Below are 12,697 nucleotides of genomic sequence, written 5' to 3'. Positions count from 1 at the left end.
AAGGAGAAGCACCATGCACGTACAAGTCATCACCGGTGACGGCCCAGATGGCGAAAACAATCGCCTGCGGCACATAAAAGAGCTGAAGGCCTGGTTCACCGGGCCCGCGAAAATCGTTCATGCCGAAGCCTACGACCCAGCCGGCCTGATCGCCATTCTGGAGGTCCGTGCGGAGACTGAAAGAGAGTTACTGGTACTGGAGTGCAGCCGGGAGCAGATCCAGGCAGTGCTGGAATGGCAGTCGCAAACGGATGATTTTACCGAGTATGAAAACCTGCTGCTGCACCTGGTGCGGAAGCAAAACCCAACCGGCGAAAGCCAGTAAGAAGGTGGTGTCGAGGGGCTGCAACCCCTCGACACCGACCACCCAAAGGAGAAGCACCATGCAAGTGAATCAACCCCAAGGCGGCATCGCAGAGGCTACCACAACATCGCTGGCTGTCGGCGGCAAGGTCAGCTACACAACAATCAAAGCCCAGGGCAACGGCTACAGCCTCAGTGCCCGCAAGGGAGTAATAGTCGAGATCAACGGCCTGCTCGCTGTAGTCCGGGCTGGGAACGGCCACCGGATCACCCTGCCGCTTACGAAGCTCACCCCGGAGGGCCAACCCAACGAGCTGACCCGCATGCTTTTGGGAGGTCGGTGATCATGTCCGACTTCTTCTATAAGTCCAACGAGTCCGCGACCGTTGCAATTGTCCGCGACTTCTATGCTAAGAAAGCGATTTTCCTCGCCCAATTGACTGTTCTCGGTTCGATGTTCGGCGGCAAGGTCGCTCCAATGCGCGACGTTGACTCCAACTACGCCGGCGGCGTGAAACTCAGCGGCGGTACGGATCTGGATGTGCACTGGTGTCGTCCTGATGACCACGGCTATCGCTCACTGCGTGCGGCTGCGAAGCCTGGCAAAGGCATTTCAAAAGAGGTTCGAGCGGCGATTCGAGCGGAACACGAGCGCCTTATCGCTCAGTGGAATGAGCATTGCCCCGGACGCCTGAGCGGAAGCGACTACTGGGATCGGCTTGGCATTAATACCGGTAACCTCTGGTTGTGTGGCGGTATCAAGTTTGAACTCAACGACGTCGCTTATTTCCACCTGGGCTTTCAAATCAACAAAGCCGAGCACGACGCCCTGGTCGCGGCGGGCCAACCAACAAGCGGGTGGATCGACGGTGCAGTAGAGATCCTGGCCAGCGAATACGAGACCGCGCGCCTTGCAAAATTGAAGGCGATTGAGGTGGCAAATGCCTGAGCACGCCAGCCCTGAACGCGAGCGCCCAACCATGGCAAGCCATCGGCTTGACCTGCCCAGTCGTTGCGATATCTGCGGCAATGCCCGCTCCACACGCAAACACCAGCTCTGTAGCCGTATCCGCCAGCAGACCAAAACGGCGGAGTGGGCGGCTTTCATGGCCGAGCGTGAGGCTGCCAAACAAAACAAACCGCGTCGATACGCGCACTGATACCCAACACAGGCGGGACACTGGGAGCTGCAACTCCCCACTGCCTGAAAGGAGAAGCACCATGCAAGCACCAAAAACCCACGGCGACAATGCGAAAGTTGAGGCCAAGCTACGCAAGTTGCTTGCCCTCGCACAGCGAGGCGAAGGTGGCGAAAAGGACAACGCCCAACGAATGCTTGAAAAGCTCCTAGCGCGTCACGGAATGAGCATTGACGACCTGGTCGACGACCGCCGCGAGATTCGTTGGTTTCCCATTTCAACCAAGTACGACCGAAAGCTGGCCGCGCAAATCATGTCAAAGGTCTGCAACTCCGACTCCCCCGGCCTCTATATCAGCAAGGGAAGGGTCAAGAAAATTGGCGTGGAAGTCTCGCCGTCAGAAGCTATTGAATTTGAGCTTCACTACGACACGTTGCGCAAAGTACTCGCCGCTCACTTCGACGATGCCTTCTCGGCGTTCGTACAAGCCAACCATTTGTTCCCATCGACTCCGGCCGAGCACCAGCTTCCGGCTCTGAATGATCGCGATATGCGAGTCATGGGTATGGCGTCCGTCATCAGCCCAACGCCGGTTAATCCCCGCCTCGAGCTGCAGGAGGCGGTATGACCGTATTTCTCCTGCTTTACCTGTGCGCGGATGCGTCCCGGGCGGACTGCCAGGTAGTGAGAACTGATAGCTGGAGCGGGCCTCACGCCTACGAGCAATGCGCCTTAGTCATTCCTCGCCTGACCAAGGCCCTGACTGCGCCCAACCGAAAGCGGCATCGGTTCGTTTGCGAGATCCAAGGCGATGATGCGGAACCCGCAGAGCATAAGGCTAGGTCAGTGTTCACTCATCAATCGTATCGGATGTGAAAAGGAGAACCGCTATGCACTCAATTTCTCCCTACAAATTATCCGGGCCGACAGTGGTGAGCTTTTCCGGCGGTCGTACCAGTGCCTACATGCTGCGCCTGGTGCTGGACAACAACGAGGACCTGAGCGATCTGATCGTTACCTTTGCCAATACAGGGAAAGAACACCCGGCCACCCTGGAGTTCGTCCGGGAATGTGCCGAGCGCTGGGCAGTGCCGATTGTCTGGCTGGAGTTTCGGGACGATGAGGCAGGTTTTGTGGTGGTGGATTACGTCTCCGCAAGCCGCTTAGGCGAGCCGTTCGAAGCCTTGATCCGCAAACGCAAATACCTGCCCAACCCGGTCACCCGGTTCTGCACCATCGACCTGAAAATCCGCATCATTCACAAGTACCTGCGCAGCCTGGGCCTTTCGACCGAGGAAGCACCGTTGGACATGATGACAGGCATCCGTGCGGATGAGCCGCGGCGTGTCGTGAAGATCCGGCACCGCAAAAGCACCAGCGAAAGCAAGTGGGCAACCATGGTGATGCCGCTGGCTGACGCTGGTGTCGGCGTGCAGGACGTGACTGACTTCTGGGCCAGTCAAACATTCGACCTGATGCTACCGACGATGAACGGTAGGACGCTGGAAGGCAACTGCGACCTTTGTTTCCTGAAGGGTGCCAAGCAGGTCTATTCGATCATCGCCAGCGACCGGCCCAAGGCCGAGTGGTGGGCGCGCATGGAAAGCTCGGTGGTGTCCGGCGGCAAGTTCACCGGCGACGGCGACCGCTTCCGCAGTGACAGGCCCAGCTACCAGCAGATGCTCGACTACTCCGATACCCAATTCGACATGTTTGCCGATTACGACGAGGCTATTGCCTGCTTCTGCGGCGATTGAGGACAGACCATGAATACAGCCTTCATTCTTATGGCCCAATACGACGGGCAGGCGGTCATCTCGTTGGAACTGGTTTGCCGGGACTACTTCACGCATCTGACGCCGGACATGTTCCAGCGCAAGGTGATGACCGGCCAGATCAAGTTGCCCATCACTCGCCTGGAGCCGAGCCAGAAGTCGGCGAAGGGCATCCACCTCACCGACCTGGCCGCGTACCTGGACCTACAGCGCGCAGCCGCGGTTAAAGAGCACAACCAGCTCAACGGGATAAAACACGCCGTTTGAGCCACTTCTGCGATGCGGCGCCCAGTTGGACGGGCGCCCTCAGAATCTTTTCGTGCCACTCCCAGCCCACGTAGCGGTCGCCCCGACCGCGAAGGTGGGTGTAACGCCTCATTGAATTCCAATCCCTGTGGCCGGAAACGCTCGCCACACGCGGAATATCCCAGTCCATTTCGAACAGGCGGCTGACACCTTCATGCCGGAGGTCGTGGAAGTGCAGGTCCGCGATGGTCAAAAACTTGCAGGCTTTCGTCCAGGACGTGGAGATCGACTCAGGGCTGTAGGGGAAGATGTCTTCGCCGGCCTTCGGCATCGACTGGAGAATGTGCCACGCCTCGTCCGGCAGGTAGCACCAAACATCGTTGCCGATCTTCTGCCCGGGGTTTTTCATGTCGCGCACCAGCACCCGGTGGCCGGCCTCGTCGACGTCTGCCCAGCGAATTCGGGTTATTTCATCGAGCCGGCGCGTGGAGAACAGGGCGAAGCCCACGACCTTCAGCATATTTATGACGGTCGGGCGCCTCACCTGCATGGCCTGGTAGTGCGTCAGCACCCGTCCCAGCTCATCCAATGTCGGTCGGCGGTCACGCTCACGGCTTTTCAGGTTGTAGCCCAGCTTGCGTAATACACGCCGCGCACCGCCCATGGCGAGCGGGTCGACTTGGTAGCCCCATGCATCTTTGGCTATCGCCAGCACTGCACCGAGGTGCGCCAGGTCATTGCCAGCGGTTTGTGGCTGAACGCCACCGCCCTCCCCGCTCATTCGCCAAAGTGCATAATCGACCAGGCACTGGGTGTTGATATCCGTATCGGTCAACTTGCCCAGGTAAGTCTCGCCAATTGCATTAAGTGTGGCGCGCTTGGTCTTGCCGAGCGGCTTGGCTTTCTCAACTTCGACCAGGTAGCGATCGGTCATATCTTTCAGCGTGACGCCCTTGCGGTTTGCGCGCTCGATTGCACCCGGTTCATCCAGCTCCGACCCGCGCTTGCGTGCCCAAGCCTGAGCAGCCTGTTTTCGGGCGAAGGTCTGGCTCTCTTGGTAGACTTGCACTCCGTCGCGCTTGATGCGGATCTGTGCCGTGTAGCTCACAGTCCCATCCGCCAGTTTTCTTGCCCTGATAGTCGCCATATTGAAAGTGGTACGCGTCAGTTTTGAAGTGGTACATCGTACCACCGAGCCTTTAAAAACGCCGGAAAACGCCCGAAAACACGCCAAGAACACGTTGAGTAAAATGCTAGATAAACAGACCTTTAGCCCCGTAAACGCAAGGCCCACGCTGTCTCGGCGCTTTAGTGTTGCCCCCATGATGGATTGGACCGACAGGCACTGCCGCTTCTTCCTGCGCCTGCTGTCCAGGCACGCCCTGCTCTACACCGAAATGGTCACCACCGGGGCGTTGCTCAATGGCGATCATGAGCGCTTTCTGCGGCATGACGAGTCCGAGCATCCCTTGGCGTTGCAGCTGGGCGGCAGTACGCCGGCGGACCTGGCGGCGTGTGCGCGGATGGCGCAGGAGCATGGTTACGATGAGGTGAACCTTAACGTCGGCTGTCCGAGCGATCGGGTGCAGAACAATATGATCGGCGCGTGCCTGATGGGGCACCCGGGGCTGGTGGCCGATTGCGTGAAGGCGATGCGCGATGCGGTGAGCATTCCGGTGACCGTCAAGCATCGGATCGGCATCAATGGCCGCGACAGTTATGAAGAGCTGAGCGATTTCGTCGGCCAGGTACGCGAGGCTGGCTGTACCAGTTTTACCGTGCATGCACGGATCGCGATTCTCGAAGGGTTGTCGCCGAAGGAGAACCGCGACATTCCTCCGCTGCGCTATGACGTGGCGGCACGGTTGAAGGCAGATTTCCCCGAGCTGGAAATCATCCTCAACGGCGGCATCAAGACCCTGGAGGCCTGCCATGAGCACCTGCAGACCTTCGATGGCGTGATGCTGGGACGCGAGGCCTATCACAACCCCTATCTGCTCGCCGAGGTGGATCAGCAGCTGTTCGGCAGCACGGCACCCGTGATTTCCCGGGCCGAAGCGCTGGCGCAGCTGCGGCCTTACATCGCTCGCCATCTGGCCGCGGGCGGCGCCATGCACCACATCACGCGCCATATCCTGGGGCTGGGCACCGGCTTTCCCGGGGCGCGCAAATTCCGCCAACTGCTCTCGGTGGACATCCACAAGGCCCAGGATCCGCTGGCGCTGCTGGATCAGGCAGGACAGTTGCTCGAAGGCCGCTGACGGTCGCCCGGGTTGAACCTGAAGGGTCTTTTGGCATCGTAATAGACGGATAGCGCCCCAGCATTCAAACAGCCGTTTTCAGGTTGCAGCCCTTGGGGCGGGTTCAGCGTATTCGCGCCCTTGAGCGGCTGTCAGCGCTCGGGTAATGTCAACAGACCCACAGGACAGAGCACTCTCATGACTTCCAAGCTGGAACAACTCAAGCAATTCACTACCGTGGTTGCCGACACCGGCGACTTCGACGCCATCGCCCGGGTCAAGCCGGTAGACGCCACCACCAACCCTTCCCTGCTGCTCAAGGCGGCGGCCATTCCCGGTTATGCCGACCTGCTGAATGCCGCTGTCAGCGACGTCAAGGGCGACATCGGCCTGGCCAGCGACCGCTTTGGCGTCGCGGTGGGCAAAGAAATCCTGAAAGTGATTCCAGGGCGTATTTCCACTGAGGTGGATGCCCGCCTGTCGTTCGATACCGACGCCATGCTCAAGCGCGCCCATCGCCTGATCGAGCTGTACGACAAGGCAGGCATTGGCCGTGAGCGCGTACTGATCAAGATCGCCTCCACCTGGGAAGGCATCCGCGCGGCCGAGCAACTGGAGCGTGAAGGCATCCAGACCAACCTGACCCTGCTGTTCTCCTTCGCCCAGGCGATCGCCTGCGCCGAAGCCGGCGTGTTCCTGATCTCGCCGTTCGTGGGCCGTATCTATGACTGGTACAAGAAGGCCAATGGCAACGACTACACCGGCGCCGACGATCCGGGCGTGCAGTCGGTAACCCGCATCTACAACTACTACAAGGTCAACGACTACAAGACCGTGGTCATGGGCGCCAGCTTCCGCAACCTGAACCAGATCGAGCAACTGGCAGGCTGCGATCGCCTGACCATCAGCCCGGACCTGATCGAGAAACTGGCCGCCGATACCGGCAAGCTGGAACGCAAACTGACGCCGGGCCACGCGGGCGAAGCTCGCCAGAGCCTGAACGAAGCGCAGTTCCGCTGGGCCTCCAACGAAGACGCCATGGCCACCGAGAAGCTGGCCGAAGGTATCCGCCAGTTCGCCCGCGACCAGGAAAAACTCGAGGCGCTGCTGGCTGCCAAGCTCTGATCGAACGCACGCCAACGCAAAAAGGGCGGCCCCTCGCGGGGTCGCCCTTTTTTTGTGCGCTGAAACTTTAGTGGATCAGTGACGCTCCAGGGCATTCACCAGATCGTGGAAAGCCTCGCGATTGGAGTCGTTCAAGCCCATGAGGATCTTGTGCGCTTCCAGCACCTTGAGCCGCACCACTTCTTCCGACTGATCCTGGGAAGGCAGGTCGGTCAGGCACTCCGGGCAGGGGATCGGGCGATCGACGATGTTGAACACCTGGTCGAAACCCATGGACTGCAACAGGCGCGTGATGTCTTCATGGGTGGTGACCACGGTCGGCAGCAGGCCGACCTTCTGCCGCGACAGGATCGACAGCTTGGCCAGCAGGCCCAGGGTGGTGCTGTCGATGCTGCGGGTCTCGGTCAGGTCGATCACGATCGCCGAGAAATTCAGCGCCGTGAAGATCCGCTCAATAGTCGCATCCAGTGCCGAACACAGAGTCAGACGCACTTCACCGACAAACTTCAGGACAAAGGTGCCGTCCTGCTCGGCGAACTGGATTCTACCGGTACTCATTAAAGATTCCTGCTCAACACCAACAGGGCGATATCATCCGGCATCTCCCCTAGCGTGGCCAATCCAAAAACCTGCCGCAGACCATCCAGGCTGCCGCCTGCCGTTCTCACCCGTTCGGGCAAGGCGGCTTCTTTCTCTTTGAGTGTGGGTTCCGGCAAAAGGTCCAGAATGCCATCAGACATCAGCGTCAGGCTGAAGCTCGGCGGCAGTTCCAGAATGTGGTCCTCGTAGGTCGCTTCATTGAACAAGCCGACCGGCAGGCCACGCCCTTCCAGATAACGCACGCTGTCTGGCGTGTACAACACAGGCAATGGCAGGTGTCCGCCAATGCTATAGGTCAACAAGCCTGTCTCCTCGTCGATGACGCCACCGACCATTGTCACGTGTTTGCCCAGCTTACAGCTGATCAGGCCACGGTTGATATGGCCCAGGACTTCCGACGGCTTGAACTCCGGCAACGTGCCGTTGCGCTTGGATTCGAACAGCAGGCGCGTGGTCATGAACTTGAGCAGCACCGTGACGAAGGCCGATGAGGCGCCATGTCCGGACACGTCCGCCAGGTAGAAGGCTACGCGACGCTCGTCGACACGAAAGTAATCGACGAAATCGCCGGACAGGTACAGCGACGGAATGATCTGGTGGGCAAACTTGAACGCATCGATCGTCCAGGGGCTCACCGGCAGCATGTTCATCTGCACCTGGCGCCCGGCGTTCTGGTCTTCCTGCAACAGGCTCAGGCTGGCTTCGAGCTCACGATTGGCCGCTTCCAGCTTCTCCCGGTAGCGCTGGTTTTCCAGCAGCAGGCGTGCGCGGTCCAGGGCGCGGCGTACCGAGTGTTCCAGTACCGCCAGGTCTTCCAGCGGCTTGATCAGGTAGTCGGCAGCGCCCAGACGCAGTGCCTCGACGGCATCGTTCATCACACCGGCGCCCGACACCACGATGACCGGGGTCTGCGGCTCGATGTCGGTGACCTGACGGATAAGCTCGAGACCGCCCATCTGCGGCATGCGCAGATCGCAGATCACCAAGTCGGGCTTTTCCTGCTCGAATACCTGAAGTCCCTGCTGACCGTTGCCGGCCTGCAGGACGCTGAAGCCACTGTCTTCCAAATAGGCCGCGAGGCTCGCGCGCACTACTTCGTCGTCATCGATTATCAGCAGCGTGGCACTGGTTTTTGGCATGTGGGCAAACGGCGCCAGAATTAGGTTGGCGTAGGTGGCTGGGCACAGGCCTGGCGCACACTACTGGATTCGCTTTCTAGCCACTCTGGAAACGGAGCCAGGGCCCACGGCCCTGCACGCTCGACCATCAGAGGTGCCCTTCTAAGGCGCAGACGGTACTCCCATCCGCGGGGCGTTTCAAGCTCATGCCGATGGTCGCCGGGCGTCTTTACACCTCAAATCACCGGGAGTTATAAGAACAGGCAAATCCGCAACCTAAACGCAGGATGGACCCGATGAACGCCAACGATCGTGACTACAGCGAAAAGCGCGATTACATCCGTATGCGGGTGGATGCCGAGGTCACCCTGATCCATCAGGGCCAGGTGATTCCAGCCATCTGCATCGACCTGTCCAGCAGTGGCATGCAGGTTCAGGCCAGACGCTCGTTCAAGGTCGGCGACCGGCTCAGCGTGCGCATCGATTCCGAGCATGCCGCCCTGAGGGGATTGGAAGCGGATACCGAAGTGGTCTGGGTCACCGAACTGGAAGGCAACGGCCAGAAACTTGGCCTTACAATCTTGAAGATGAACTGAACCGGACAGCCGCAAAAAAGGCGGCCCTGGGGGCCGCCTTTTTCATGCACAGATCAGGGCTTAAAAATCGTCTTCGACCTGGCCATCCTTGACCTTGAATTCGCGGTTCTGCAGATAGGCATTGCGAATGAAGGTGTACTTGTCGCCGCTGATCAGCTTCTCGCTCGACAGCAGGCTGGCACGGGTATCGATGACATCCAGCGCGAAAGCACTGTTGCGTACCGGCACGTCGTTCACATAGCGATAGGGTTCGGTGAAGCTGTCCACATACTTGGACGGCGCATCGCGCAGGGTGCTGGGACCGAAGAACGGCAGCATCACGTAAGGACCGCTGCCAACGCCCCAGTAACCGAGCGTCTGGCCGAAGTCTTCGTCGTTACGCTGCAAGCCCATCTTGGTACTCACATCGAAGAAGCCGGCCAGGCCGATGGTGGTGTTCATCAGCAGCCGCGCGGTGTCGACAGCCGCCGCGTGAGGCTTGGCCTGTAGGATATCGTTGGCGAGGTTGCCGACATCGCCGATATTGCGGAAGAAGTTGTGGATGCCGTCTTCGAGAAACTGTGGCGTTACTGCCTGGTAACCCTGCGCCAGGGGCTTCAACGCATAGGTGTCGATGGTGTCGTTGAAGGTGAAGATCGGACGGTTGATGCTTTCCCACGGATCGTCTTCCGCGGCCTGGGCCAAAACAGGCACCAGCATGCTGACACACATAAGCTGAGCGAGACGATTGCTCCAGCGCATAGCAAAACTCCTTGGATTGTACTGTCGCGGGCGCTATGCCCTGGCGGTTAGCTGCCTAGTATAGGCGGATGAACTCGATTTAGGCAGCACCGGCCTGCATGCCTTGCGCCTTGCCCAAAGCGCGTCATCCAACGGTCATCTGCCGTCGATACTCTTGCGAGGTATTTCAGGGACGTCCCGATGCCTCACGCCGAAGCCTTGCCCCTCAACGCCCCCACTTTGACAGCTGTGCTCTTTGGCCTCAGCGGCTGCCTCGTGGACTTCGGCGCCCGCATGCGCCTGCACAGCGCCGATCACCCGGTACTCGAACAGGCCCATGCCACCCATGGCGCCCTGGACATCCTGCACAGCCTGCAACATCAGGGCGTACCCTGCGCCTGGCTCGACGAACTCCCCGACAGCCTCAGCCAGCGCCTGGCCGGGTCATTGCCGGCCTGGATCACCTCCTCCTCCAACACCGGTGCCCGTTGGCCGGCCCCCGATGCCTGCTGGCAGGCGCTGATGGCCCTGAATGTCAGCCGGCTGGATGGCTGTGTACTAGTCAGTGGCGAACCGCGCCTGCTGCAGTCGGGCCTCAATGCGGGTCTCTGGACCATCGGCCTGGCTTCCTGCGGCTCGCTCTGCGGCATGAGTTCCACGGAATGGCAGGCCCTGGAACAACAGGAGCGGGAACGCAAGCGCGGCAAGGCTACCCTGCACCTGTTCAGCCTTGGCGTGCATTCGGTGATCGACCACCTGGGCGAGTTGCCGACCTGCCTGGCGGACATCGGACAGCGTCGTCTGAAGGGCGAAAAACCCTGACTTGATCAAGATCATGCACATTGCCCGTGAGTGGATTACGCTAAGGTTCGGACATGGACCTTTAGCGAATCGGCGCGGTCCATGGCTGTGCCTATCAATGAAGGGAGAACGCCATGCCTGCCCGCGACCTGCAAGAACAGCTCAACACCCTGCGCGAGCAATTGGAGCAGAACCCGCCGCTTTCGGAAGCAGAACGCGCCAATCTGCAGGACTTGATGCAACAGATCGAACTCGAACTGCAACTGGAAAACGCTAGCCAGGACACTAGCCTGGCCGACGGAGTCAACCTCGCCGTGGAACGCTTCGAGCTTGAACATCCCGCCATTGCCGGCACGTTGCGCAACATCGTGCAAACCCTCGGCAACATGGGGATCTGACCCCTACAGACAAAAAAAGCCCCGCTACCAGAGCGGGGCTTTTCATTACTGGCGTACCAGCCGAACATTGTCGAAGTCCGCGGTTTCGGTGCTGCGGTACGGGTTGATGTCCAGGCCGCCACGACGCACATAACGCGCATATACCGTCAGTTTTTCCGGCTGCAGTAAACGCTGCAGGTCGAGGAAAATCCGCTCCACGCACTGCTCGTGGAAATCCGAGTGCTGGCGGAAGCTCACCAGGTAGGCCAGCAGGCTGGCGTGATCCAGCGCCGGGCCACGGTACTCCACCACCACGCTGCCCCAGTCCGGCTGGCTGGTGACCGGGCAATTGGACTTGAGCAGATGGCTGTGCACGCTCTCCTCCACGACCCGCGACCGGTCGCATTGCAGCAGCTCCGGACGTGGATGCTCATAACTGCTGACGCTGATATCCAGCTCATCGATGCAGGTACCCGGCAACGCCACCACACCTTCCGCCTCCACCTCGCCCAGGCTGCGGATCCGCACACCCACCGGCTTGCCAGCAGCGGCCGAAAGGTCGCCGCGCAAGGTTTCTTCCAGGCTCTGGCGGTCCGCGAAAGCAGTCTGGTTCAGCGAGTTGAGGTACAGCTTGAACGATTTCGACTCGATGATGTTCGGCGAATCCGCCGGGATGCTGAACTCGGCGATGGCCACCACCGGCTTGCCGGAAGGCAACAGCCAGGACAGCTCGAAGCAGTTCCAGAAATCCACTCCCTTGTAAGGCAGGGTCTCGGCGCTCAGGCCCAGCTCGGCCCATTTCGCCGCCCGCGGAATCGGGAACAGCAAGGACGGGGTGTAAGTAGAGACGTATTCACTGGACTTGCCCAGCGGCGAATGTTCGGCTGCGGGATGCATGGCGGAAACCTGACTGAAGAATCAGGCGATTCTACCAGCCTTTGCCTCCGCCTTTGAGCCCCAGGCGCTTACTGGCTGACGGTCAGCTTGCCGACCATGCCCGCCTGGTAGTGCCCCGGGATATTGCAGGCGAACTCCAGGCTGCCGGCCTGGTTGAAGGTCCAGGTCAATTCCGCGGTCTTGCCCGGCTCCACCAGCACGCTGTTCGGGTCGTCGTGCTGCATGCCGGGCATCGCGCCATGCCCCATGGCCGCATGATCCATCGCGCCAGCAGGCATCGCCTTCATGGCCGTGGGCGTGAGCATTCCGCTCTGCTGCATTTTCAGCATTTCCTGCTGGTGCTCGGCATGCATGGCCGCGTTACCGAGGCTGAACTCGTGCAACAACTGGCCCTTGTTGATCAGGACGAAACGCACGGTCTCGCCGGCCTTGATGTCCAGGCTCTTGGGATCGAAGGACATATCGCCCATGACCACTTCGACCGTGCGCGTGGCCTTGGCCGCCGGGGCCGCCTGGCCGAAATCATAAGTCTGCGCCGGCGATGCCCAGGTCGGTGAGTTCAATACCAGCAGGCACGCCGCCAGCGTCAGCGAACGAGATAGAACACGCTTGGGCAAAAACATAGTGGCACTCCAACAGGATGAAATTCAGCTTGGGTGAAACTCTACCGCCGTACCGCTGCCAGCTAGCTGACTGCTAGATTACAACTTTGTCAGCTTGTGCCGTGCAGCCGCCACCCACGGTATAAAGCCCGCGTTCC

Annotated in this window: 17 protein-coding genes; 11 read left to right on the top strand and 6 right to left on the bottom strand. The window is 60.0% G+C overall.

All coding sequences use genetic code 11. The features are described from left to right. Positions 1-13: 13 nt before the first annotated feature. From TO66_RS10160 to TO66_RS10125, 6 genes are all read left to right on the top strand, one after another. Positions 14-325, top strand: a complete 312-nt coding sequence (locus tag TO66_RS10160) for a hypothetical protein (RefSeq protein ID WP_044462214.1) — start codon at positions 14-16, stop codon at positions 323-325. Positions 326-383: 58 nt separating this feature from the next. Then, positions 384-647, top strand: a complete 264-nt coding sequence (locus tag TO66_RS10155; RefSeq protein ID WP_044462213.1) for a hypothetical protein — start codon at positions 384-386, stop codon at positions 645-647. Between the two features lie 2 nt (positions 648-649). After that, a complete protein-coding gene (locus tag TO66_RS10150; protein ID WP_044462212.1) occupies positions 650-1,252 on the top strand; it encodes a hypothetical protein in 603 nt (200 codons plus the stop codon). 272 nt (positions 1,253-1,524) lie between these two features. Continuing rightward, positions 1,525-2,070, top strand: a complete 546-nt coding sequence (locus TO66_RS10140; RefSeq protein ID WP_044462210.1) for a DUF2786 domain-containing protein — start codon at positions 1,525-1,527, stop codon at positions 2,068-2,070. Between the two features lie 262 nt (positions 2,071-2,332). Then, positions 2,333-3,199: a phosphoadenosine phosphosulfate reductase family protein gene (locus tag TO66_RS10130; RefSeq protein ID WP_044462208.1), complete on the top strand. Its 867-nt coding sequence runs from the start codon at positions 2,333-2,335 to the stop codon at positions 3,197-3,199. A 9-nt stretch (positions 3,200-3,208) separates the two neighbouring features. After that, positions 3,209-3,484 carry a pyocin activator PrtN family protein gene (locus tag TO66_RS10125; protein WP_044462207.1) on the top strand — a complete coding sequence of 92 codons (276 nt, stop codon included), beginning with the start codon at positions 3,209-3,211 and terminating at the stop codon, positions 3,482-3,484. On the opposite strand, the gene TO66_RS10120 is transcribed toward TO66_RS10125, so the two are convergent. Beyond that, complete coding sequence (locus TO66_RS10120; protein ID WP_044462206.1) at positions 3,459-4,610, bottom strand: site-specific integrase; 1,152 nt, start codon at positions 4,608-4,610, stop codon at positions 3,459-3,461. The genes TO66_RS10125 and TO66_RS10120 overlap by 26 nt on opposite strands. Before the next feature lie 103 nt (positions 4,611-4,713). Here TO66_RS10120 and dusA point away from each other — a divergent pair, with 103 nt between their 5' ends. Together dusA and tal are read left to right on the top strand one after the other, a co-directional pair. Then, positions 4,714-5,724, top strand: coding sequence for a tRNA dihydrouridine(20/20a) synthase DusA (gene dusA / locus TO66_RS10115; RefSeq protein ID WP_044462205.1), 1,011 nt, complete (start codon positions 4,714-4,716; stop codon positions 5,722-5,724). Positions 5,725-5,901: 177 nt separating this feature from the next. Next, positions 5,902-6,828, top strand: coding sequence for a transaldolase (tal, locus tag TO66_RS10110; protein WP_044462204.1), 927 nt, complete (start codon positions 5,902-5,904; stop codon positions 6,826-6,828). A 75-nt stretch (positions 6,829-6,903) separates the two neighbouring features. Here the strand turns inward: tal and rssC are convergent, their stop codons facing one another. Further along, positions 6,904-7,386, bottom strand: coding sequence for an anti-sigma factor antagonist RssC (rssC, locus tag TO66_RS10105; RefSeq protein WP_025804200.1), 483 nt, complete (start codon positions 7,384-7,386; stop codon positions 6,904-6,906). Continuing rightward, complete coding sequence (rssB, locus tag TO66_RS10100) at positions 7,386-8,567, bottom strand: two-component system response regulator RssB (protein WP_044462203.1); 1,182 nt, start codon at positions 8,565-8,567, stop codon at positions 7,386-7,388. Before rssB ends, rssC begins: the two co-directional genes overlap by 1 nt. Before the next feature lie 275 nt (positions 8,568-8,842). On the opposite strand from rssB, the gene TO66_RS10095 reads away from it, so the two are divergent. After that, complete coding sequence (locus tag TO66_RS10095) at positions 8,843-9,142, top strand: PilZ domain-containing protein (RefSeq protein WP_044462202.1); 300 nt, start codon at positions 8,843-8,845, stop codon at positions 9,140-9,142. Positions 9,143-9,202: 60 nt separating this feature from the next. Here TO66_RS10095 and TO66_RS10090 read toward each other — a convergent pair whose 3' ends face one another. Continuing rightward, positions 9,203-9,883 carry a VacJ family lipoprotein gene (locus tag TO66_RS10090; RefSeq protein ID WP_044462201.1) on the bottom strand — a complete coding sequence of 227 codons (681 nt, stop codon included), beginning with the start codon at positions 9,881-9,883 and terminating at the stop codon, positions 9,203-9,205. 180 nt (positions 9,884-10,063) lie between these two features. On the opposite strand from TO66_RS10090, the gene TO66_RS10085 reads away from it, so the two are divergent. Together TO66_RS10085 and TO66_RS10080 are read left to right on the top strand one after the other, a co-directional pair. Then, the gene (locus tag TO66_RS10085) at positions 10,064-10,684 is read left to right on the top strand and encodes a phosphatase (protein WP_044462200.1); all 621 of its coding nucleotides are present in this window, start codon (positions 10,064-10,066) and stop codon (positions 10,682-10,684) included. A 113-nt stretch (positions 10,685-10,797) separates the two neighbouring features. After that, positions 10,798-11,061 (top strand): DUF4404 family protein, encoded by a 264-nt coding sequence (locus TO66_RS10080; protein WP_044462199.1) that lies wholly within the window; start codon positions 10,798-10,800, stop codon positions 11,059-11,061. A 45-nt stretch (positions 11,062-11,106) separates the two neighbouring features. Here the strand turns inward: TO66_RS10080 and queF are convergent, their stop codons facing one another. Then, positions 11,107-11,937 (bottom strand): NADPH-dependent 7-cyano-7-deazaguanine reductase QueF, encoded by an 831-nt coding sequence (queF, locus tag TO66_RS10075; RefSeq protein WP_044462198.1) that lies wholly within the window; start codon positions 11,935-11,937, stop codon positions 11,107-11,109. Between the two features lie 68 nt (positions 11,938-12,005). Next, positions 12,006-12,560, bottom strand: a complete 555-nt coding sequence (locus TO66_RS10070; protein ID WP_044462197.1) for a plastocyanin/azurin family copper-binding protein — start codon at positions 12,558-12,560, stop codon at positions 12,006-12,008. Positions 12,561-12,697 lie beyond the last annotated feature (137 nt).

It is taken from the genome of Pseudomonas sp. MRSN 12121, from assembly GCF_000931465.1.
Classification (GTDB): Bacteria; Pseudomonadota; Gammaproteobacteria; order Pseudomonadales; family Pseudomonadaceae; genus Aquipseudomonas.
Note: the sequence above shows the minus strand (reverse complement) of the source record. Positions and strands in the feature narration are given on the sequence as shown.

Coding starts and splice junctions, on each gene's coding strand:
- TO66_RS10160 (WP_044462214.1), top strand. CDS start 14: ATGCACGTACAAGTCATCACCGGTGACGGCCCAGATGGCGAAAACAAT.
- TO66_RS10155 (WP_044462213.1), top strand. CDS start 384: ATGCAAGTGAATCAACCCCAAGGCGGCATCGCAGAGGCTACCACAACA.
- TO66_RS10150 (WP_044462212.1), top strand. CDS start 650: ATGTCCGACTTCTTCTATAAGTCCAACGAGTCCGCGACCGTTGCAATT.
- TO66_RS10140 (WP_044462210.1), top strand. CDS start 1,525: ATGCAAGCACCAAAAACCCACGGCGACAATGCGAAAGTTGAGGCCAAG.
- TO66_RS10130 (WP_044462208.1), top strand. CDS start 2,333: ATGCACTCAATTTCTCCCTACAAATTATCCGGGCCGACAGTGGTGAGC.
- TO66_RS10125 (WP_044462207.1), top strand. CDS start 3,209: ATGAATACAGCCTTCATTCTTATGGCCCAATACGACGGGCAGGCGGTC.
- TO66_RS10120 (WP_044462206.1), bottom strand. CDS start 4,610: ATGGCGACTATCAGGGCAAGAAAACTGGCGGATGGGACTGTGAGCTAC.
- dusA (WP_044462205.1), top strand. CDS start 4,714: ATGCTAGATAAACAGACCTTTAGCCCCGTAAACGCAAGGCCCACGCTG.
- tal (WP_044462204.1), top strand. CDS start 5,902: ATGACTTCCAAGCTGGAACAACTCAAGCAATTCACTACCGTGGTTGCC.
- rssC (WP_025804200.1), bottom strand. CDS start 7,386: ATGAGTACCGGTAGAATCCAGTTCGCCGAGCAGGACGGCACCTTTGTC.
- rssB (WP_044462203.1), bottom strand. CDS start 8,567: ATGCCAAAAACCAGTGCCACGCTGCTGATAATCGATGACGACGAAGTA.
- TO66_RS10095 (WP_044462202.1), top strand. CDS start 8,843: ATGAACGCCAACGATCGTGACTACAGCGAAAAGCGCGATTACATCCGT.
- TO66_RS10090 (WP_044462201.1), bottom strand. CDS start 9,883: ATGCGCTGGAGCAATCGTCTCGCTCAGCTTATGTGTGTCAGCATGCTG.
- TO66_RS10085 (WP_044462200.1), top strand. CDS start 10,064: ATGCCTCACGCCGAAGCCTTGCCCCTCAACGCCCCCACTTTGACAGCT.
- TO66_RS10080 (WP_044462199.1), top strand. CDS start 10,798: ATGCCTGCCCGCGACCTGCAAGAACAGCTCAACACCCTGCGCGAGCAA.
- queF (WP_044462198.1), bottom strand. CDS start 11,937: ATGCATCCCGCAGCCGAACATTCGCCGCTGGGCAAGTCCAGTGAATAC.
- TO66_RS10070 (WP_044462197.1), bottom strand. CDS start 12,560: ATGTTTTTGCCCAAGCGTGTTCTATCTCGTTCGCTGACGCTGGCGGCG.